The sequence below is a fragment of the Sphingobacterium micropteri genome (genome assembly GCF_014692515.1).
Taxonomy (GTDB): Bacteria; Bacteroidota; Bacteroidia; order Sphingobacteriales; family Sphingobacteriaceae; genus Sphingobacterium; species Sphingobacterium micropteri.
Genome location: NZ_JACOIK010000003.1, coordinates 334,559 through 352,554 on the forward strand (window position 1 = coordinate 334,559; position 17,996 = coordinate 352,554).

The following is a 17,996-nucleotide window of genomic DNA, read 5'->3' on the forward strand; positions in this document are numbered from 1 at the left end:
CTCATCGAAGATAATCTGGGTATTCCATATGGCCATTGAAAGAAAAACCGAGTGTAACGAGCTCATTTATGCGATTGAAATCTAACCCTCATAAATAATTATTTACATATGAAATATTCATCTCCACATCGGACGATTAAAAAGCAGATTCAAAGTGAGGATATGTGTGTTGAGAAGTGCTTGACAAGAATTAAGCAGGCGATCGCAGTGATGGTGCTATTATTGCTGATGCCCGATATTGCTTCGGCGCAATATTTTGGCCAGAATAAAATGCGTTATAAAAAGCTGGATTTTAATGTGAAGGAAACACCGCATTTTGAAATGTATAGTTATCTTAAAAACGATAGCATGATGACGTGGTTGGCGAAAGAATCAGAAGTGTGGTACAATATGCATCAGCAAGTCTTTCAAGACACGTTTTTGCGTAAAAACCCGCTTATTATTTATAACAATCATCCGGAGTTTCAACAAACTACCGCCATATCGGGTGAAATATCTGTTGGTACAGGAGGTGTGACGGAGGCGTTCAAGCAGCGCGTGGTGATGCCAATCATGCAGATTAATCACCAAACGAGACACGTATTGGGGCACGAAATGGTGCACGCTTTCCAGTTCCGTATGTTGATGGAAGGAAGAGATACGACACGTTTGGAAAATGTTGGAAATATCCCGTTGTGGATGGTGGAGGGAATGGCAGAGTACCTGTCTATCGGGAAAAAAGACGCCTTTACAGCGATGTGGATGCGGGATGCGTATGCACGTAATGATATTCCGTCGTTAAAGCAACTAACAGAACAATCGTATAATTATTTCCCTTATCGTTATGGTCAAGCTTTTTTAGCGTTTATCGGTGCTACCTATGGCGACACGGTCATCATGCCGATGTTTATGGAAACAGCGAAATATGGTTATGAAATGGGAATACGTCGTGTTTTTGGTTATGATGCACAAACCATGTCGACTTTGTGGCGAAACACGATGGAATCTACTTTTAAAGCGCTAAATAAAGACACGACTTCCCGTCCTATCGGGCAAGCCTTGATTACGCCAAAGAATGCAGGTCGTATGAACGTTGCGCCGGCAATCTCTCCGGATGGACGTTTAGTCGCATTTATGTCGGAAAAGGACCTTTTCGGTATCGATCTCTTTTTAGCAGACGCACAAACGGGTAAGATATTGCGGAAGTTGGGAAGCCGAACAACAAATCAAGATATTGATGAGTTTAGTTATCTGGAATCCGCAGGAGATTTTTCAGCCGATAGCCGATATTTTGCTTTCAGTGTATTTAGTGAAGGGAAAAATAAATTGATGATCATCGATGTGCAGACGGGAAAAACCGTTGCGCTCGAAGCGATGGGCGATATTGTAGAATTTACAAATATCAATTTTGCTCCTGACGGCGACCGCGTAGCATTTTCGGGATTAAAAGAAGGGCAAAGTGATATTTATATCTATAACTTCAAAACAAAGGAATTGGAACAATTGACGAATGATAAATATTCTGATTTCCAGCCTAGTTTTTCGCCTGATGGAAAAACGATTGTTTTCAGTACAGATAGAATGTCATTGGAAAGTGCTTCGCGTTCTGTCGACATTCCGATGGGAATGGCAACGATTGATGTGGCTACAAAGGAAGTAACAGCTATCGATATTTTTCCGGGGGCAAACAATCTAAATCCACATTTTTCAGGGGATGGAATGCATATTTATTTCTTATCCAATGGAGATGGTTATCGCAATATGTTCCGTTATTCGCGGAAAGAAGGAGTAGTGGAGCGGCTTACTGATTACTTTACGGGTATTAGTGGTATTACAGAATATTCACCCGCGATGAGTATATCGCGCAATGATGATATTGTGTACTCTTATTTTAAAGGTAATCAATACAGTATTTATAAAGCAAATGCATCAGATTTTGAGCCTGAAGTGGTAGATGCCGGCATTTCTGACTTTACGGCGGCAATGTTACCGCCAAATGTAGATCGTGGTGTCAATGTGGTCAATACAAATTTGCAAAACTTTAATGCCTATCGACGTATTAATGAATCCATGATACGGCCAGTGCCTTATCGTTCGAAATTCAAACTTGACTATTTAGCGAATTCGGGTGTAGGAATGACTGTTGGTACGCGCTATGGAGCTGGAATGGCAGGTGGTATTTTTGGTATTTTCTCCGATATTCTCGGCTACAACCAGATTTACTCTACTTTGAATATCAACGGAGAGGTACAGGATTTCGGCGGACAAGTGGCTTATGTAAACCAACGAAGCCGCTGGAATTGGGGTGGGTCGTTTTCACATATTCCTTATCGTAGTGGGTTTCGGATGTATGAAATGGATGATTTAGGTAGGGGACCTGAACTGGTACTTAGTGACTACATCATCCGCCAATTTGAGACGCAATTCGATGCCTTCGTAGCTTATCCATTTAATAGACATCATCGGTTCGAAATCGGCGGAGCTTTGGCTCGTTATGGCTATAGTGTGGAAAAATGGCAACAGAGTTACTTCAGTTTTGGTTTCGTAGATCGTAAACGATTGTCTAATGAGGAGGCAATGGATTTACTTGGGTTTAGCTTGGATCCCCTCGTTATGCAGCAGATTAGTGCGGCTTTTGTGGGCGATAATTCGATATTTGGTTTGACCGCTCCGTTGCAGGGGTTTCGCTACCGCTTGTCTGCTGGACAATATTTTGGTGATATTAACATGCGGGCTTATAATGTCGATTTACGACGTTATCTACGCTTTAAACCGGTGACAATAGCTGCACGGACTTACGCTTATATCCGTTCGGGAGACGATGAAAATCGCTTACGAGGTAATTATATAGGTTATCCATTTTTCGTTCGAGGTTACGACAATCTAAGTCGCGACCGCGTTGGGAATATTTCGTTTGATGATTTAATGGGGTCTCGCGTATTGGTGGGTAACTTTGAGGTTCGTTTACCGTTTACAGGACCTGAAAAACTTGCTGCCATAAAATCGGGTTTGTTGTTCTCTGACCTTAATCTCTTCTTTGATGCCGGATTGGCGTGGAATAATGGAAATAAAATTGTGAGCAATCTGGATAAAAAACCACGAGTTCAACAGCTTAATCCAGATGGATCGCCAATGCTTGATCAAAATGGAATGCCTGTTTACGGATATGATAGAAACTACCGTGTACCGGTATTCAGCGCGGGAATATCCATGCGGGTAAATTTATTCGGAGCTATGATTCTCGAACCTTATTATGCAATACCGTTTGTGTCGTCGAGAACGAAATTTGGAACATTTGGATTAAACTTCATGCCGGGCTGGTAGTCCAATAAGAAGATGTGCGGATAGATTAGTGTTTAAGAAAGGTTGTTAAAGGTCGTTGTTTATGATTTAAGCATAAACAACGACTTTTTTATGCTCGATTTTATCTCGATAAGCTGGAGAGATGTTAAGATTGAGCCAATTTGGGTTTTTTAGGCGAATAAGTTTTTCCCGTTGCATCCGGGTAAAGTGACGCAATGTGTTGTGATAGGAAAGTGCCATTTCTCTGCTTTCGAATATTTCCATATAAACTACATTACTTAGTTTAGGCGAACGGTTAAATAAAACGGAAGATGTGTGATGTATCTCCTGTAAGCGAGTAGGCATATCGGTGCAGTATCCGACTTCGAGATATGCCCGGTTGCTATTCGTGATAATATATACAATATGTGTTTCCATGTGTTAATTGATCTTTATGTACTAATAAATTTGGTTGTGTGAATATTAATTACTAATTTTATTGGCACAATAATACTAATTATATTAGTAAATAAAAATTTTTTAAGAAAAATATGTCAAATATCGCATCGAATCTTAAGTTTCTGAGAAAGAAAAAAGGCTTAACGCAGCAGCAATTTGCTGATGCGCTAGAAATAAAAAGGGCTTCTGTGGGCGCCTATGAAGAGGATCGGGCTGAACCGAAGTATGAGCTGCTAAGAAAAATAGCACAGTTCTACGATCTTACGATGGACGAACTGGCGAATGACGTTATCGACGAAAAATGGCGGCCTCAACCTAAAAGTAATGCCTCTAATTTGAGGGTGTTGAGTATAACCGTAGACGGAAATGAGCGAGAGAATATTGAGTTGGTACCTGTTAAAGCCAGTGCAGGCTACCTAAATGGGTACGGAGATCCGGAATATGTAGCGGAGCTTCCTAAATTTTCACTGCCTATGTTTAATCAAGGGACATACCGCGCATTCGAAATCAAAGGTGATTCGATGTTGCCACTGCCATCGGGAAGTATCATTATTGGAGAGTATATTGAAAACTGGCACGATATCAAACCTAGCCAAACTTATGTGGTGGTTTCTAAAGAAGATGGCGTAGTATATAAGCGTGTAGCTTACAAATTTAAGGAAGAGAAAGGCCTGAAGCTTGTTTCAGATAATAAAACGTATGAACCGTATTGGGTAAGTACGGAAGATATTATAGAGGTCTGGAAAGCGAAAGCGTTTATTAGTACGGAGCTTCCAGAACCAAGTCCAGAACCTACGATGGAAACATTGACGTCGATGATGGCACAAATGCAAAAAACGATTAAATCGGTAGTCAATAACAAATAAATTTCATTTGTCTATTTAAAATAATATATATACCTTTGTATAATCTGAATAAGAGGGGGCATGGTATGCCCCCTTTTTTAATTCATTTAACGAAAAGTTTTAATTCACGTATCGAAATAGTAGGGTATGCAAATAGAGGAAAGAGTACAGGAGCTGGTTGAAGAAAAGATAGCTGATCGGGCGGATTTGTTTATTGTGCGGATTAAAATGCATAATAATGGTCTTTTGGAGATATTGGTGGATGGCGACAATGGTATAGCGATTGAGGATTGCGTCCAAATTAGCCGCCATGTAGGATTTCATTTGGAAGAAGAGGACGCGATAGACCGCGCCTACCGCTTGGAAGTCTCGTCTCCGGGTATTGATAGCCCTCTGTTATTGCTTCGGCAATATCAAAAAAATATCGGAAGAAATGTTCGTATAAAAGGCTTGGAAGGAGAGAAAAGGGAAGGGAAACTGATCGCAGTGAACGATAAAAATATCGTCATAGAAGAAACAAAAAAAGAAAAAGGGAAGAAAGCGACCATAGAGGAGACTGAAATTCCATTAGATAATATAACAGAAACAAAGGTGTTAATTTCATTTAAATAAAAATGAGCAGCAATATCAATTTGATCGACTCTTTCCAAGAGTTTAAGGAATTTAAAAATATCGATCGTCCGACCGTTATCACCGTATTGGAAGAGGTGTTCCGCAGCATGATACGCAAGCGTTTTGGAACAGATGAGAACGTGGATGTGATCGTAAACCCAGATAATGGAGACTTGGAGATTTGGAGGACACGAGTGGTGATGGAAAATGGATTTTCCGAAGATGATGATTTAGAAATCGAATTGTCCGATGTACACCAATATGATCCAGATTTAGAAGTTGGCGACGAATATATTGAACAAATCACGTTGGAAAGCTTTGGTAGGAGAGCTATCTTGGCTGCGCGTCAAACGTTGGTTTCGAAAATATTAGAATTGGAAAAAGATGAGGTCTTCAAGAAGTATAAAGACCGCGAAGGTGAATTGGTCATTGGCGAGGTTTATCAGATATGGAAGAAAGAAATCTTGGTATTGGATGAAGATGGAAACGAATTAATCCTTCCAAAAACTGAGCAGATTCCGGCAGATTATTTCAAAAAAGGAGATAGTATTCGTGCGGTGGTGTTCAAAGTTGATATGATGAACAGTAACCCCAAAATTATTATTTCGCGTACTGCTCCTGAATTTTTGCAACGTTTGTTTGAATTGGAAGTTCCTGAAATTTTTGATGGACTTATTACCATTAAGAAGATTGTTCGTGAACCGGGTGAAAGGGCAAAAGTTGCTGTAGAATCTTATGACGACCGTATAGATCCGGTAGGGGCCTGTGTGGGTATGAAGGGATCACGTATACACGGTATCGTACGCGAATTACGCAATGAAAATATTGATGTTATCAACTACACATCAAATAATATTTTATACATCACACGTGCGTTAAGCCCTGCACGTATCTCTTCGATTAAAATCGATGATGAAAACAAGACGGCGGCTGTTTACCTTAAACCAGATCAAGTATCTTTGGCCATTGGTAGAGGCGGACATAATATCAAACTTGCTGGTAAATTAACCGGTTATGAAATTGATGTGTACAGAGAAAATGATGAAGTGGAGGAGGATGTGGACATCGAAGAATTTGCAGATGAAATCGATAGCTGGATTATCGATGAATTGAAACGTGTTGGCTTGGATACTGCAAAATCGGTTTTATCATTGACAGAAGCAGAACTGGTGAGACGCACCGACTTAGAGGAGGATACTATACAAGAGATTCTTCGTATCCTCGAAGCTGAGTTCGAATAAGGGTTTCGCCGTATCTGTGTGCTGAAAAAACAATTGAGCTGAAATTGTTTTTTCAGTGTAAAAAAACATATTTTTGTAGTATTAAAATTATAGAAGGTAAATAATAGATGACAGAAGGAAAAAGCGTAAACTTGCTAAAGGCAGCAAAAGAACTTAATATTGGGATAGGTACGGCTGTTGACTTCTTGGTAAAAAAAGGTTTTGATGTAGAATCAAAACCTAGTACTAAGTTGTCGCCAGACATGTATACTGTCCTTCTAAAAGAATTTCAAGGAGACAAAATCGTAAAAGATGAAGCCAAACAAATTGTTATCGGTAAAATTCGTCGTGACGAGTCTGCTGCTGGACTAAGTGGAGCGAATCCTACGGAATCTAGAGATGATATTCAAGAAGAAAATAATACCACCTCTCCAGAAGTTCTGATTAAGGATACGGGCTCTAGTCCGGCATTGGAACCCACGGATGAACCCGTAAAGGAGGAATCTACCACAAAAGAAAAAGAGGAGAGTTCCAGTCCGTTAAAAGTGGTTGGAAAAATTGATCTAGATAGCCTTAAACGCGGCAAACCTAAGAAAGAGTCCGAGAAAGAGGAAGTAGTACAAGAAACATCGCCTAAGACAGCGGAGCCAGAAACTAAACCTATTGAACAGGAGACGAAGAAAGAGGAGGTTAAACCTGTAGTGGAGCAGCCGAAAGCTGAAATTCCTCAGCAGGAAGTGAAACCTAAAAAGGAGGATAAAGAGGATCTGCAGCCGAAGGAAGAGCAAAAACAAGAAATAAAAGCAGAGCCTGCGGCTGACATGAATAAGCAAACTGAAGAAATTAAACCTCCGGTAAAAGAAGAACAAAAACCTGCCGTAGCCGAAGAACCTCACCAAGGTGTGATACGTGCGCGTTCTGAAACATTAAGCGGACCTAAAGTTGTTGGTAAAATTCAACTTCCTGTGGAGCGTAAACCCGTAGCTTCATCGTCGGGACCTTCACATAGCAATGACAATAAACGCAAACGCAAACGTTCGAATAAAAACGCACCGGTTAATCCGAATGCGGTAACGGGTCAAAAGGGAACGAATGAAGGTAACGCGAATCGCAGTGGTGGCGGTGGCTTCAATAAAACAGGCGGACAGCAAACGGGTGGTTATAAACAAGGTCAAGGAAACCAGCAGCAACATGCCCACGGAAAAGGACGCCATGATCATCGCGGAAAAGGACGTCATCAGGAGACACCGAAAGAGGAGCCATCCGAAAAAGAAATTCAAGACCAAATTAAGGCTACGCTGGCTCGTCTGAGCGGGGCTGGTAAATCTGGCAAATTTGCACAACGTGCTAAATTACGTAGACAGAAGCGTGATGATATAGCACTTTCTGCAGAAGAAGCGGCAATGGAGGAAGCTGCACAATCCAAAATCTTACGCGTTACGGAGTTTGTGACCGCGAACGAGTTAGCAAATTTGATGGATGTGCAAGTAACCCAAGTTATTTCGACTTGTATGAGTTTGGGGATGTTTGTATCCATCAACCAGCGTTTGGATGCAGAAACCTTGACAATTGTAGCGGAAGAGTTTGGTTACCAAGTGGAGTTTATTAAGCCAGAGGATGAGGAAGTTACTGAACTGGAAGAACCAGATGATGAAGCGAGATTAATTCCTCGTGCACCTATTGTTACCGTCATGGGACACGTTGACCACGGTAAAACATCCCTATTAGATTATATCCGTAAGGCGAATGTAACAAAAGGCGAGGCCGGGGGGATTACGCAACATATCGGGGCCTATGCTGTGAAATTGGAAGATGATCGTAAAATTACGTTTTTGGATACACCAGGACACGAGGCTTTTACTGCGATGCGTGCACGGGGAGCAAAAGTGACCGATATTGTTATCATCGTCATTGCGGCGGATGACGCGGTCATGCCACAAACAAAAGAAGCTATTAATCATGCACAAGCAGCAGGAGTCCCTATCGTTTTTGCCTTCACTAAAGTAGACAAGCCAGGTGCTAATGCAGATCGGATACGGGAACAACTTTCGGGTATGAACATTCTGGTGGAAGATTGGGGTGGAAAATATCAAGCACAGGAAATCTCAGCAAAAACTGGAGAGAACGTCGACTTATTATTAGAGAAGGTGGTTTTGGAAGCAGAATTGTTGGAATTAACTGCGGATCCTCAAAAACGTGCTGTTGGTTCTGTAATTGAAGCAGCTTTAGATAAAGGTAGAGGTATTGTTACAACGGTATTGATACAAGGCGGTACCTTACGTGTCGGAGATCCGATTCTTGCGGGTTCGCATTCGGGTAAAGTAAAAGCATTGACGAATGAACGTGGTGAACGTGTGAAGGAGGCGGGACCATCTGTACCGGTACAAATCTTAGGTATGTCTGGTGCACCTACGGCAGGAGATAAGCTCTATGTAATGGAAAGCGAATCAGAAGCGCGTCAAGTAGCAAATAAACGTCTGCAATTGCAACGCGAGCAAGGTATGCGCGCCACGAAACACATTACATTGGATGAGATCGGCCGTCGTTTAGCTATCGGTAACTTTAAGGAACTGAATGTTATCGTTAAGGGTGATGTGGACGGCTCGATTGAGGCGTTGTCTGACTCTTTATTGAAACTGTCTACTGACGAAATCCAGGTCAATATTATCCATAAATCAGTGGGGGCAATTTCGGAGTCTGATGTACTATTAGCATCTGCTTCAGACGCCATTATCATTGGTTTCCAAGTACGCCCAACACAAGGAGCTAAGAAAATAGCGGAAAACGAGCAAATTGATATCCGTTTGTATTCTATTATCTATGATGCTATCGACGAATTGAAATCTGCGATGGAAGGTATGTTGGCACCGAAATTCGAAGAGAAAATTGTGGCAGAGGTTGAAATTCGTGAGACATTTAAAATATCTAAAGTGGGTACTATCGCCGGATGTATGGTGCGCGAAGGTAAAATCAACCGTAACAATGATATCCGCGTTATCCGTGATGGTGTTGTTATCCACACTGGTAAATTAGCTTCATTGAAGCGCTTTAAGGACGATGTCAAGGAAGTAGCACAAGGTTATGAATGTGGATTGAATATCGACCGTTTCAATGATATACAGGTTGGTGATATTGTAGAGGCTTACGAGCAAGTAGAAGTTAAACGTAAGCTATAAAAGATTTACATATTGATCATATAATCCCGGCAAATTTTTGTCGGGATTTTTTATATCTCATAGAAGCTATCTATTTGTCTAGTTTCAAGAATTAGGCTACTTTTATGGTATGTATAAATTTGAGATTTCGAACATTATATATCAACCCAACGATACGGTTACACTAGTATTTAAAGACTTATCTGGAAACTATCCAAAACCCAAAGCAGGACAATTTTTGACGGTCTCTTTCATTTTTGGAGAAAGAGAGGTGAGGAGGTCCTATTCTTTCAGTAGTTCACCCGATGTGGAGGAGCCGCTTACCATCACGGTAAAAAGAGTAGATAATGGAGAGATTTCTCGCTTGTTACATCATCAAACCCGGATAGGTGATATTATTGATGTATTAGAACCGCAGGGGTTGTTCTATTATGAACCCAAAAGAGATCGCGAACGTACATTGTTTCTTTTTGGTGCTGGTGTTGGCGTAACACCACTGTATTCTATTTTGAAAACAGCATTGGTTGCGGAAGATAAAACCAAAGTTGTCTTGGTATATAGTAATAAATCAATAGCAAGTACGGTCTTTTATGAGGAGTTACTGGAGTGGCAAAAGCAATATCCGGACCGATTGGAAATTGAATGGATATTCTCCAGTTCAAAGAATCTTTTGCATGCACGACTAAATCGAGAATATCTTATCCATATCGTAAAGGGACAAATGCCCGCAAACGGCGATGTATTGTTCTTTACTTGTGGCCCTGTTTTCTATATGGATTTGGTAAGGTTTACCTTGTTGGGCATGGGATTTCCTGACAATCATATAAAAAAGGAAACATTCCATTTTCCCGAAGAAGAGGAAGATGATGATGAGAAGGAAGAGGAAGCTGTGGATATGACTCCTTATAATATCAAACTTCGTTTCCAAGGCACGGAATATAATTTAACGATTCCCTATAACAAGACAGTATTAGAAGTAGGTCTGGAGCACAAAATCAAGTTACCTTACTCCTGCAAATCCGGGATGTGTAGCACGTGCATATCACAGTGTACAGCCGGTAGTGTGCGAATGGATTACAATGAAGTGTTAACAGATAGAGAAGTGGAAAATGGCCGTTGTCTGATTTGTGTATCGCATCCATTGGAAGAAGGGACGGTGATAGCGGTAATGTGATATCTCAATCAAAGACACATAATAGAAAAAGGCGTCTTACGACACCTTTTGTACGCCAAACAGGATTCGAACCTGTGACCGACGGTTTAGAAAACCGTTGCTCTATCCAGCTGAGCTATTGGCGCCTCCTTTTGGAGTAGCAAAAGTAGGCAATTGCGGTTATTTTGCAAAATAAAATGACTATTTTTTGTTAAGGCTATACTAACTTATTGCATGCCAAAGGTATATTTTCGTTTCTAGGGTGCTATATGCTATTTAAAAGAGCATCTGCAGGTGTATTGGAAATTTGAAATAAAGTTTTGCATAAAAGAGAAAATTTGTACTTTTGTCGCGGAGAGTTGGCAGAGTGGTCGAATGCGGCGGTCTTGAAAACCGTTAACTGTCACAGGTTCGGGGGTTCGAATCCCTCACTCTCCGCAAAGCTTCAATCGAAAGGTTGGAGTTTTTTTTATGTCTCCATGTTTATCTCTATAACTAGCTGAGGTATTCGAACCAGAAAGGTTGGACGGGGTTCGATTCTAGAAGGTTCAGGGTCGAGAATGGGAATTGTGTGGCTGAACAAATCCCTCACTCTCCGCAAAGCTTCAATCGAAAGGTTGGAGCTTTTTTTATGTCTCCATGTTTATCTCTATAACTAGCTGAGGTATTCGAACCAGAAGGGTTGGACGGGGTTCGATTCTAGAAGGTTCAGGGTCGAGAATGGGAATTGTGGGGCTGAACAAATCCCTCACTCTCCGCGGAAAAATCCTTTCATTTCTGAAAGGATTTTTTGTGTTGTGGGATTTGAACTGAAGGGTTGGGGGGGGGGAATTTGACGTTGAATTCAAACCAGAGAGAAGTTTTATTCTACTATCGTTCTGAACGTCAGATTTATTCGTGGTGTTGTCACTTTTTTAGTTGGAGGAAGTCTATGTAACCAATGGTTCTGTGTAGTGTCTTTCATGACCAACAGACTTCCGTGCTCTAACGTTAATTCAACTTTCTCGTTGCTTGTTTTGTGTTTAAACGCAAATTTTCGTTCAGCACCGAAACTTAAGGAGCCAATTGCGCCATTCTTTTTCAAATCAATTTCACCGTCACTATGCCACGCCATACCCTCGTTGCCATCGTGATAGAGATTGAGTAAACAGGAATTAAATGTTTCATTGGTTTCTTTTTCTACTATATTTTTGAGCTCCAAAATTTCTGTTGTCCAGGGCAATGCTCTTTTGGTTGTGTTAGAATAAGTATATTCAAAAGGTTTTTCACCATACCATGCTACTTTTCGTTTCGTAATGATTTTCTTTCCAAAGATAATTGCCTCATCATTCCGCCAATCAACCGCCATTAACAATTTTTCGAAGTAATAATTAGCATCTTGTCGATTGAACAACTTCCCGTAATAATTTACAATTCCATCTTGTGGCAACCAATTTTTTGTTCTGTCAATGCTTTCGTCAAATAGTTTCATTCTTTCACCATATTTGTTTTTGCACTTTCCCAACCAATGATTGCGGTTTTTCTTGTGCTCCCCCACATATAACCACCAATGTTACCGGATGATTGGATTACACGATGACAGGGAATAAGAAAGGCTACAGGGTTACTTCCAATAGCTGTACCTACTGCTCTGGACGCATTTGGCTTACCGATTTGTGTAGCGACATCTCCATAGGTGAAAAGTTTCCCCATTGGGATTTTCAAAAGTGCTTCCCAAACTTTTAATTGAAAATCCGTTCCTTTTAAATGCAGTTTTATATCACAAAGTTTACTCGAATCGTTTTTGAAAATGAATAGAGCATGTTGTTGTATTGCATCTAATTGGCGTTGAAATGTGGCGTTCGGGAATTTTTGTTTTAAATCGATTATTGCATTTGTTTCATCAGTAAAGAAAGCCATATAACAAACGCCTTTGGACGTAGAAGCAACAATGAGGTTGCCGAATGGACTTTCGGCAAAGCTGTAATTAATAGAAAGATGTTTTCCGCCATTCTTATATTCGGCGGGTGTCATTCCTTCAATTTTGACAAACAAATCATGTAGGCGTCCCGTTCCTGAAAGTCCCGTTTCAAAAGCGGTATCAGAAAGGGTTGCTTGTTTATCTTTTAATAATGTCTTTGCGTGTTCAATGCTGATATATTGAAGAAACCTTTTAGGTGTTGTTCCCGCCCATTCACTAAATAGCCGTTGAAAATGAAAAGGACTTAAATGGACTTTTCTAGCAATTTCATCAAGCGTAGGCTGTCCTCTAAAATTATTTCTGATGTATTCAATTGCTTCTGCGATTCTGTTGTAATTGAGTTCTTGTTGTTCGTTCATCAGTATGATTTTTAACAAATGTCAGCAGAAAATAGCTGCTATAAAACCCGAAACTTGCTGAATTTCGCCTGTTGATTTATATGCATCATTTGATAAGCGTCGCCGGTAACAGTTAAAAGTAATAAAATTTTAAATGAAAACGTTTTTACGACCCCACAAAAACTACGGATAATCCTTTTGTCGAATGAGTGCGCAATTTAAAAAAATAGTACATCTATTTTAGATATATTTTTTTTGTTATATTCACATCACAAAAAACACCTAATTATGATGTATAGATTCTTTGCTCTTGTTTGGATTTTCCAAGTACTTTTAGCCAATACGCAAGCCCAAACTAATGAGCTGCCGTCGATTTCTTTTCGTGATTTTGAAATACCTAGTTCGCCGATAATTGATTCGACATCTCATGCTGTGGTTATATTAGAAAAAGGACGATCAGACATACAGGTGGACGACGGTGAACGGGAGTTACGGGTCATACACCGTTATGGCGTGCGGATTAAAATTTTGGATAAAGAAGGATTTGATAAAGCCAATTACGTTATTCCACTTTATAAAATTGGAAATAAATTTGAAACGGTGAGCCAGATTCGTGGATACACGCATTATATAGACGGAAAGATACAGACGGTGGAGATGGATAAAGGGGCTATCTTTCACGAAAAAATGAATGAATTTGTAAACTTAAGTAAATTCACATTACCGAACATTACGGAGAATTGTATTATCGATATTGAATATGAAATACAATCTCCCGATATTTTTAACTACCGGACCTGGGAATATCAAGACGATATCCCTAAACTTTACAGCGAATATACAGCAATAATCCCGGCTCTATACAACTATAATGTAACGCTGACAGGTTTTTATAAATTAACCGACGAAAGATCAAGATTACTGAAAGATTATTTTTTACTGAATGGGCGTAGACAGGATTGTTCACAGTTAACCTATATCATGAAGGATATCCCCGCCTTTCATGAAGAAAGCTATATGTTGGCTCCGAAAAACTATAAATCGGCAATCAACTTCGAGCTTATGCAATATTATTCAACAAATGGAGCACGTCAGAATCTTACCAAAGAATGGAAAGATGTGGATAGAGAGCTATTGAGTAACCGTTCGTTTGGAGGGCAGATTAACCGGGAGAATAATTTCAAGCATATTTTACCAGAAATGTATGCAGATGGTGATTCTGAAGAAGTTAAGGCTCGTAAGATATATCGCTATATCAAAAACCAGATTAAATGGAATAGAATATACGGGAAATATAGCCAATTCGGAGTAAAAGAAGCTTTAGAAAGAAGAAATGGGAATGTTGGTGATATCAATCTTGCGCTGATTTCTGCTTGCGGTGCCGCGGGAATTGAAGCGTATCCTGTGTTAGTATCTACTCGGGAAAATGGTCTTCCCAAGACTATACATCCGGTCATTTCCGATTTCAACTATCTTGTCGCGCAGGTTCGGGTGAACGGTAAAAACTATTTTCTAGATGCATCCGAAGAAAATCTTCCATTCGGTCTTTTACCTCTTCGGTGTATTAACGGAAGTGGTCGTATTATCTATTCAAAAAAATCTTCCGAATGGATAAAGCTAGAGAATGAGATTAATGCCTCTACTCATTTTGATATCACCGGAAACATAGATGAAGCAGGTCAATTCAAAGGAAATATCCGTATAACCTATCAAGGATTGGATGCACTGAACCATAGAAATTATATCCGGAGGTTTTCATCATTAAACACTTATATCGAAGAACGGATGAATAATTCTGCCAATATGAAAATTGAGGACGGAGATATCTATCAATTGGATAGTTTGGATAACAACCTTGTTGAAAGCTACGAGGTTAGTATGGATTTCTCTGATAACATAGGAGAGAAAAACTTTGCCTTCAATCCTATATTGATAAATAGAATGACAAAAAATCCTTTTAATTTAGAGGAAAGAAGTTATCCTGTAGATCTTGGCTCTAAGCAGAAAGAATCATATACCATTTCTATTCAATTACCAAAAGGCTTTCATATAGAGCGTCAGCCTAAAAATACCGCTCTGGCGCTCCCAGAATCAGCAGCAAGATATACCTATCAGTCGCAATATGAAGAAGGCAGATTAATGCTTAAACAAGAACTGGCTTTGAATAAAGCAATTTATGAAGTAGACGAATATTTTCATCTAAAAGAATTCTATTCTAGAATAATCCAACATCAGAAAGTAGATTTTGCATTCACTAAAAAATAAGCTATGGCAAGAAAATTATGGTTAATCCTAGTATTGACTGGTGTTATCCACCTAGGCTTAAGAGGGCAAAATATGTATTCGGTGGATTTGATTAATGCGCACTTAAAAGAACGGGCGGACGCTACGGTCAGAAACGAACGTGTAGAAATTGATATGAAAAGTGTTAACGATGTGACCGTGCGGATCACACGTGCCGTGACTGTCCATAATAGGAGCGGAGAGGAACACGGGAGTATTGAATTGTATTATAATAAATCGAGAAAGATAAAAAACGTTAAAGGGGAAATATTTAATGAATTTGGTGTTTCAATCGGAAAATTTTCACTGAAAGACTTTCGGGATAGAAGTGCATCTGGTCAAAGTAATTTATACGATGATACGCGGATGAAAGACTACAGCCCTGCGGTATACAACTACCCTTATACTATTGTTTACAGCGTAGAAATCAAAGAGAATCAAAACCTGTTGATTCCGTCTTGGGCTCCGGATTATGTTTACGATGTGGCTATTGAACGGAGCAGCTATGTCTTTACGTGTCGTCCAACAGAGAGGATTCGCATACACCAACAAAATTATGAAGCAGAAGCTGTTGTGGAGGAGGATGCAAAGACGAAAACATATACTTGGGAGCTGAAGGATATTCCTGCGCGTCGGTCTGAACCTTATAGCCCTCCACGCGATCTCCAAGCTACGCGTGTTAGGATCGTTCCGGAAAACTTTCAATACTTCAAAAAAACAGGTCATTTTAAGGACTGGCAAGAATTTGGGAAATGGAATTATGATTATCTATTGGCGGATAAACGTGTACTTCCAGAAGCGACTGTCCAACGTGTTAAGGAATTGACAAAAGATATAGATTCGCCCAAAGAGAAAGCAAAAGCATTATATAAGTACATGCAAGATAAGACCCGTTACATTAGTATTCAAGTAGGAATAGGGGGCATCGAACCTTTTCCCGCTGAAACAGTCGATCGGTTGGGATATGGTGATTGTAAGGCCTTAGTCAATTATATGCAGAGCTTATTGGATGTCGTTAATATTCCTTCCTATTACTGTGTTGTGGAGGCTGGATCATATAAAAGAGATATCACTGCCGATTTTGCAAATGTCTCTGATGGTAACCATATTATCTTATGTATACCCTTTGAAAACGACACAACTTGGCTGGAATGTACCAACCAGCAAATACCCTTTGGATTCTTAAGCGATTTTACAGATGATCGGCTCGTTATTGCCTGTTCTGCGGAGGGAGGGAAGATTATGCGTACGCCCAAATTTAGCCATGAGGCAAGCCTGCAGTATCGAGAAGGACATTTTAACATATTGGCAGATGGCTCGCTGGAAGGGCGTTTGAAAACTACATTTAGTGGCGGACAGTTTGATAATCATTATTATAATTCCTTTATGAACCAGCAGGAGCAGACCAAAAATGCGAAAAAATGGTATGATATCGACCATATCAGTTTCCGTAAGATTGATTACGAAATGATTTCAGCGGATAAGGATTCAATCGCCATCTGCGAAACGCTTGATCTCGCGATAAAAAATTATGTGGTAAAATCGGGAACACACGCTATTTTACATCCGAATATATTTAATCAGGCACGACCAATACCTGCGACGCGAAACCGAACAAACGAATTGTATATCAACCGTGGATATACCGATATAGATATCATGCATTATACGTTGCCAGATGATATAGATACATCCACCATGCCGGTTAACAAACGACTAGAAACGGAGATGGGTATATACGAGTTACGCATTGCGATATCAAATGGTATATTGACAAGTTATCGTATGATTCAACTCCGAGAGGGGACTTATCCTCAAGAAAAATATGCAGAATTTTATCAATTTATGACCGAGATATATAGTTCCGACCGGGGGAAATATAATTTATCTATTAAAAAAGACAACCGTTAATTTTTTTAATGAATATGTCATATAGAACTTACACCGGCTGTTGTAGAGTTACTTATCATTCCACATTCGTCAGCGGGATACTCTTCTCCAACTTCACCGATTCCATCGTCACAGAATCGCTCAGTACGCGGTTGAACCACTCCTCGGATCGCTTCGTACCCGACTGTTCCATTAGGAAACGTCCGAGCTCGATTACTTCTGCATTGGCCATGCGTACTGAACCATGCGACTCAGCTTCACCTAATGATTCCAGATCGGTAGTGCCGTGTATGGTATAGGGCATTTTATAAATGATGCGAGCTCGCCCCATGGGGTTTCCGGCCTGACCGGGTTGCTTGTAACTTTGATCCTGTGCCCACTCGCTGTCAGGCGGTGTCCAGTCGGGATTCCAATCGATCTGGTGGATTTCGAATTCGCCCTGTGGTGTAGGATGTCCCTGTTTACCAACGGATATCGCATACCGCTTTATCGTGTCGTCTCCTTCCATTACATATAGCTGCCGTTGTGAAATGCTAATCAGCAATCTGGTTTCTGGTACTTCAGATTCCGTATCTTTTTTAGTTGTAGGAGTTCTATCACGGCAAGAACTGTAAAAAAATACCGTTAAAAACAAAAACATGTAGCGTGTCGTATGCATAATTCTGATCTTTAATTTTTCTACTATGCTCTACTATGCAAAAAATAAACCAAATTTGAGGACCATTCACATATTGCATTCACGGAAAGTCAGCTTATTGTCGGAAAGATCCCCTTTATAATCCGAAAACATACTACACTAGGTTTCCAAAAACTGATCCCA

Annotated in this window: 12 protein-coding genes and 2 tRNA genes; 9 read left to right on the forward strand and 5 right to left on the reverse strand. The window is 40.1% G+C overall.

All coding sequences use genetic code 11. The features are described from left to right. Positions 1-108: 108 nt before the first annotated feature. Positions 109-3,303, forward strand: a complete 3,195-nt coding sequence (locus H8B06_RS05520) for a DPP IV N-terminal domain-containing protein (protein ID WP_223857497.1) — start codon at positions 109-111, stop codon at positions 3,301-3,303. A gap of 66 nt (positions 3,304-3,369) precedes the next feature. Here H8B06_RS05520 and H8B06_RS05525 read toward each other — a convergent pair whose 3' ends face one another. Then, on the reverse strand, positions 3,370-3,699 hold the full coding sequence (locus H8B06_RS05525) for a GIY-YIG nuclease family protein (RefSeq protein ID WP_190993296.1): 330 nt from the start codon (positions 3,697-3,699) through the stop codon (positions 3,370-3,372). Between the two features lie 113 nt (positions 3,700-3,812). On the opposite strand from H8B06_RS05525, the gene H8B06_RS05530 reads away from it, so the two are divergent. The 5 genes from H8B06_RS05530 to H8B06_RS05550 all read left to right on the forward strand — a co-directional run bounded on the left by H8B06_RS05530 (position 3,813) and on the right by H8B06_RS05550 (position 10,726). Then, complete coding sequence (locus tag H8B06_RS05530) at positions 3,813-4,586, forward strand: XRE family transcriptional regulator (RefSeq protein ID WP_190993297.1); 774 nt, start codon at positions 3,813-3,815, stop codon at positions 4,584-4,586. A gap of 126 nt (positions 4,587-4,712) precedes the next feature. Continuing rightward, positions 4,713-5,177 (forward strand): ribosome assembly cofactor RimP, encoded by a 465-nt coding sequence (rimP, locus tag H8B06_RS05535; RefSeq protein ID WP_190993298.1) that lies wholly within the window; start codon positions 4,713-4,715, stop codon positions 5,175-5,177. Positions 5,178-5,179: 2 nt separating this feature from the next. Next, positions 5,180-6,418, forward strand: a complete 1,239-nt coding sequence (nusA, locus tag H8B06_RS05540) for a transcription termination factor NusA (RefSeq protein WP_130139955.1) — start codon at positions 5,180-5,182, stop codon at positions 6,416-6,418. Between the two features lie 107 nt (positions 6,419-6,525). Then, positions 6,526-9,573, forward strand: a complete 3,048-nt coding sequence (gene infB / locus H8B06_RS05545; protein WP_190993299.1) for a translation initiation factor IF-2 — start codon at positions 6,526-6,528, stop codon at positions 9,571-9,573. A gap of 109 nt (positions 9,574-9,682) precedes the next feature. Next, entirely contained in the window at positions 9,683-10,726 is a 1,044-nt protein-coding gene (locus H8B06_RS05550) for a ferredoxin--NADP reductase (RefSeq protein WP_190993300.1), read from the forward strand. A 51-nt stretch (positions 10,727-10,777) separates the two neighbouring features. Here the strand turns inward: H8B06_RS05550 and H8B06_RS05555 are convergent. Beyond that, positions 10,778-10,851, reverse strand: a tRNA-Arg gene (locus H8B06_RS05555). Positions 10,852-11,058: 207 nt separating this feature from the next. On the opposite strand from H8B06_RS05555, the gene H8B06_RS05560 reads away from it, so the two are divergent. After that, a tRNA-Ser gene (locus H8B06_RS05560) sits at positions 11,059-11,143 on the forward strand. Between the two features lie 424 nt (positions 11,144-11,567). Here the strand turns inward: H8B06_RS05560 and H8B06_RS05565 are convergent. After that, a complete protein-coding gene (locus H8B06_RS05565) occupies positions 11,568-12,176 on the reverse strand; it encodes an alpha-ketoglutarate-dependent dioxygenase AlkB family protein (protein WP_190993301.1) in 609 nt (202 codons plus the stop codon). After that, on the reverse strand, positions 12,173-13,024 hold the full coding sequence (locus H8B06_RS05570) for a bifunctional helix-turn-helix domain-containing protein/methylated-DNA--[protein]-cysteine S-methyltransferase (protein ID WP_190993302.1): 852 nt from the start codon (positions 13,022-13,024) through the stop codon (positions 12,173-12,175). Before H8B06_RS05570 ends, H8B06_RS05565 begins: the two co-directional genes overlap by 4 nt. Positions 13,025-13,291: 267 nt before the next feature. On the opposite strand from H8B06_RS05570, the gene H8B06_RS05575 reads away from it, so the two are divergent. Both H8B06_RS05575 and H8B06_RS05580 read left to right on the forward strand, forming a co-directional pair. Continuing rightward, positions 13,292-15,268 (forward strand): DUF3857 domain-containing protein, encoded by a 1,977-nt coding sequence (locus tag H8B06_RS05575; RefSeq protein ID WP_190993303.1) that lies wholly within the window; start codon positions 13,292-13,294, stop codon positions 15,266-15,268. Between the two features lie 3 nt (positions 15,269-15,271). Continuing rightward, entirely contained in the window at positions 15,272-17,197 is a 1,926-nt protein-coding gene (locus H8B06_RS05580; protein ID WP_190993304.1) for a DUF3857 domain-containing protein, read from the forward strand. Positions 17,198-17,252: 55 nt separating this feature from the next. Here H8B06_RS05580 and H8B06_RS05585 read toward each other — a convergent pair whose 3' ends face one another. After that, positions 17,253-17,834 carry a L,D-transpeptidase gene (locus H8B06_RS05585; protein WP_190993305.1) on the reverse strand — a complete coding sequence of 194 codons (582 nt, stop codon included), beginning with the start codon at positions 17,832-17,834 and terminating at the stop codon, positions 17,253-17,255. Positions 17,835-17,996: the final 162 nt, after the last annotated feature.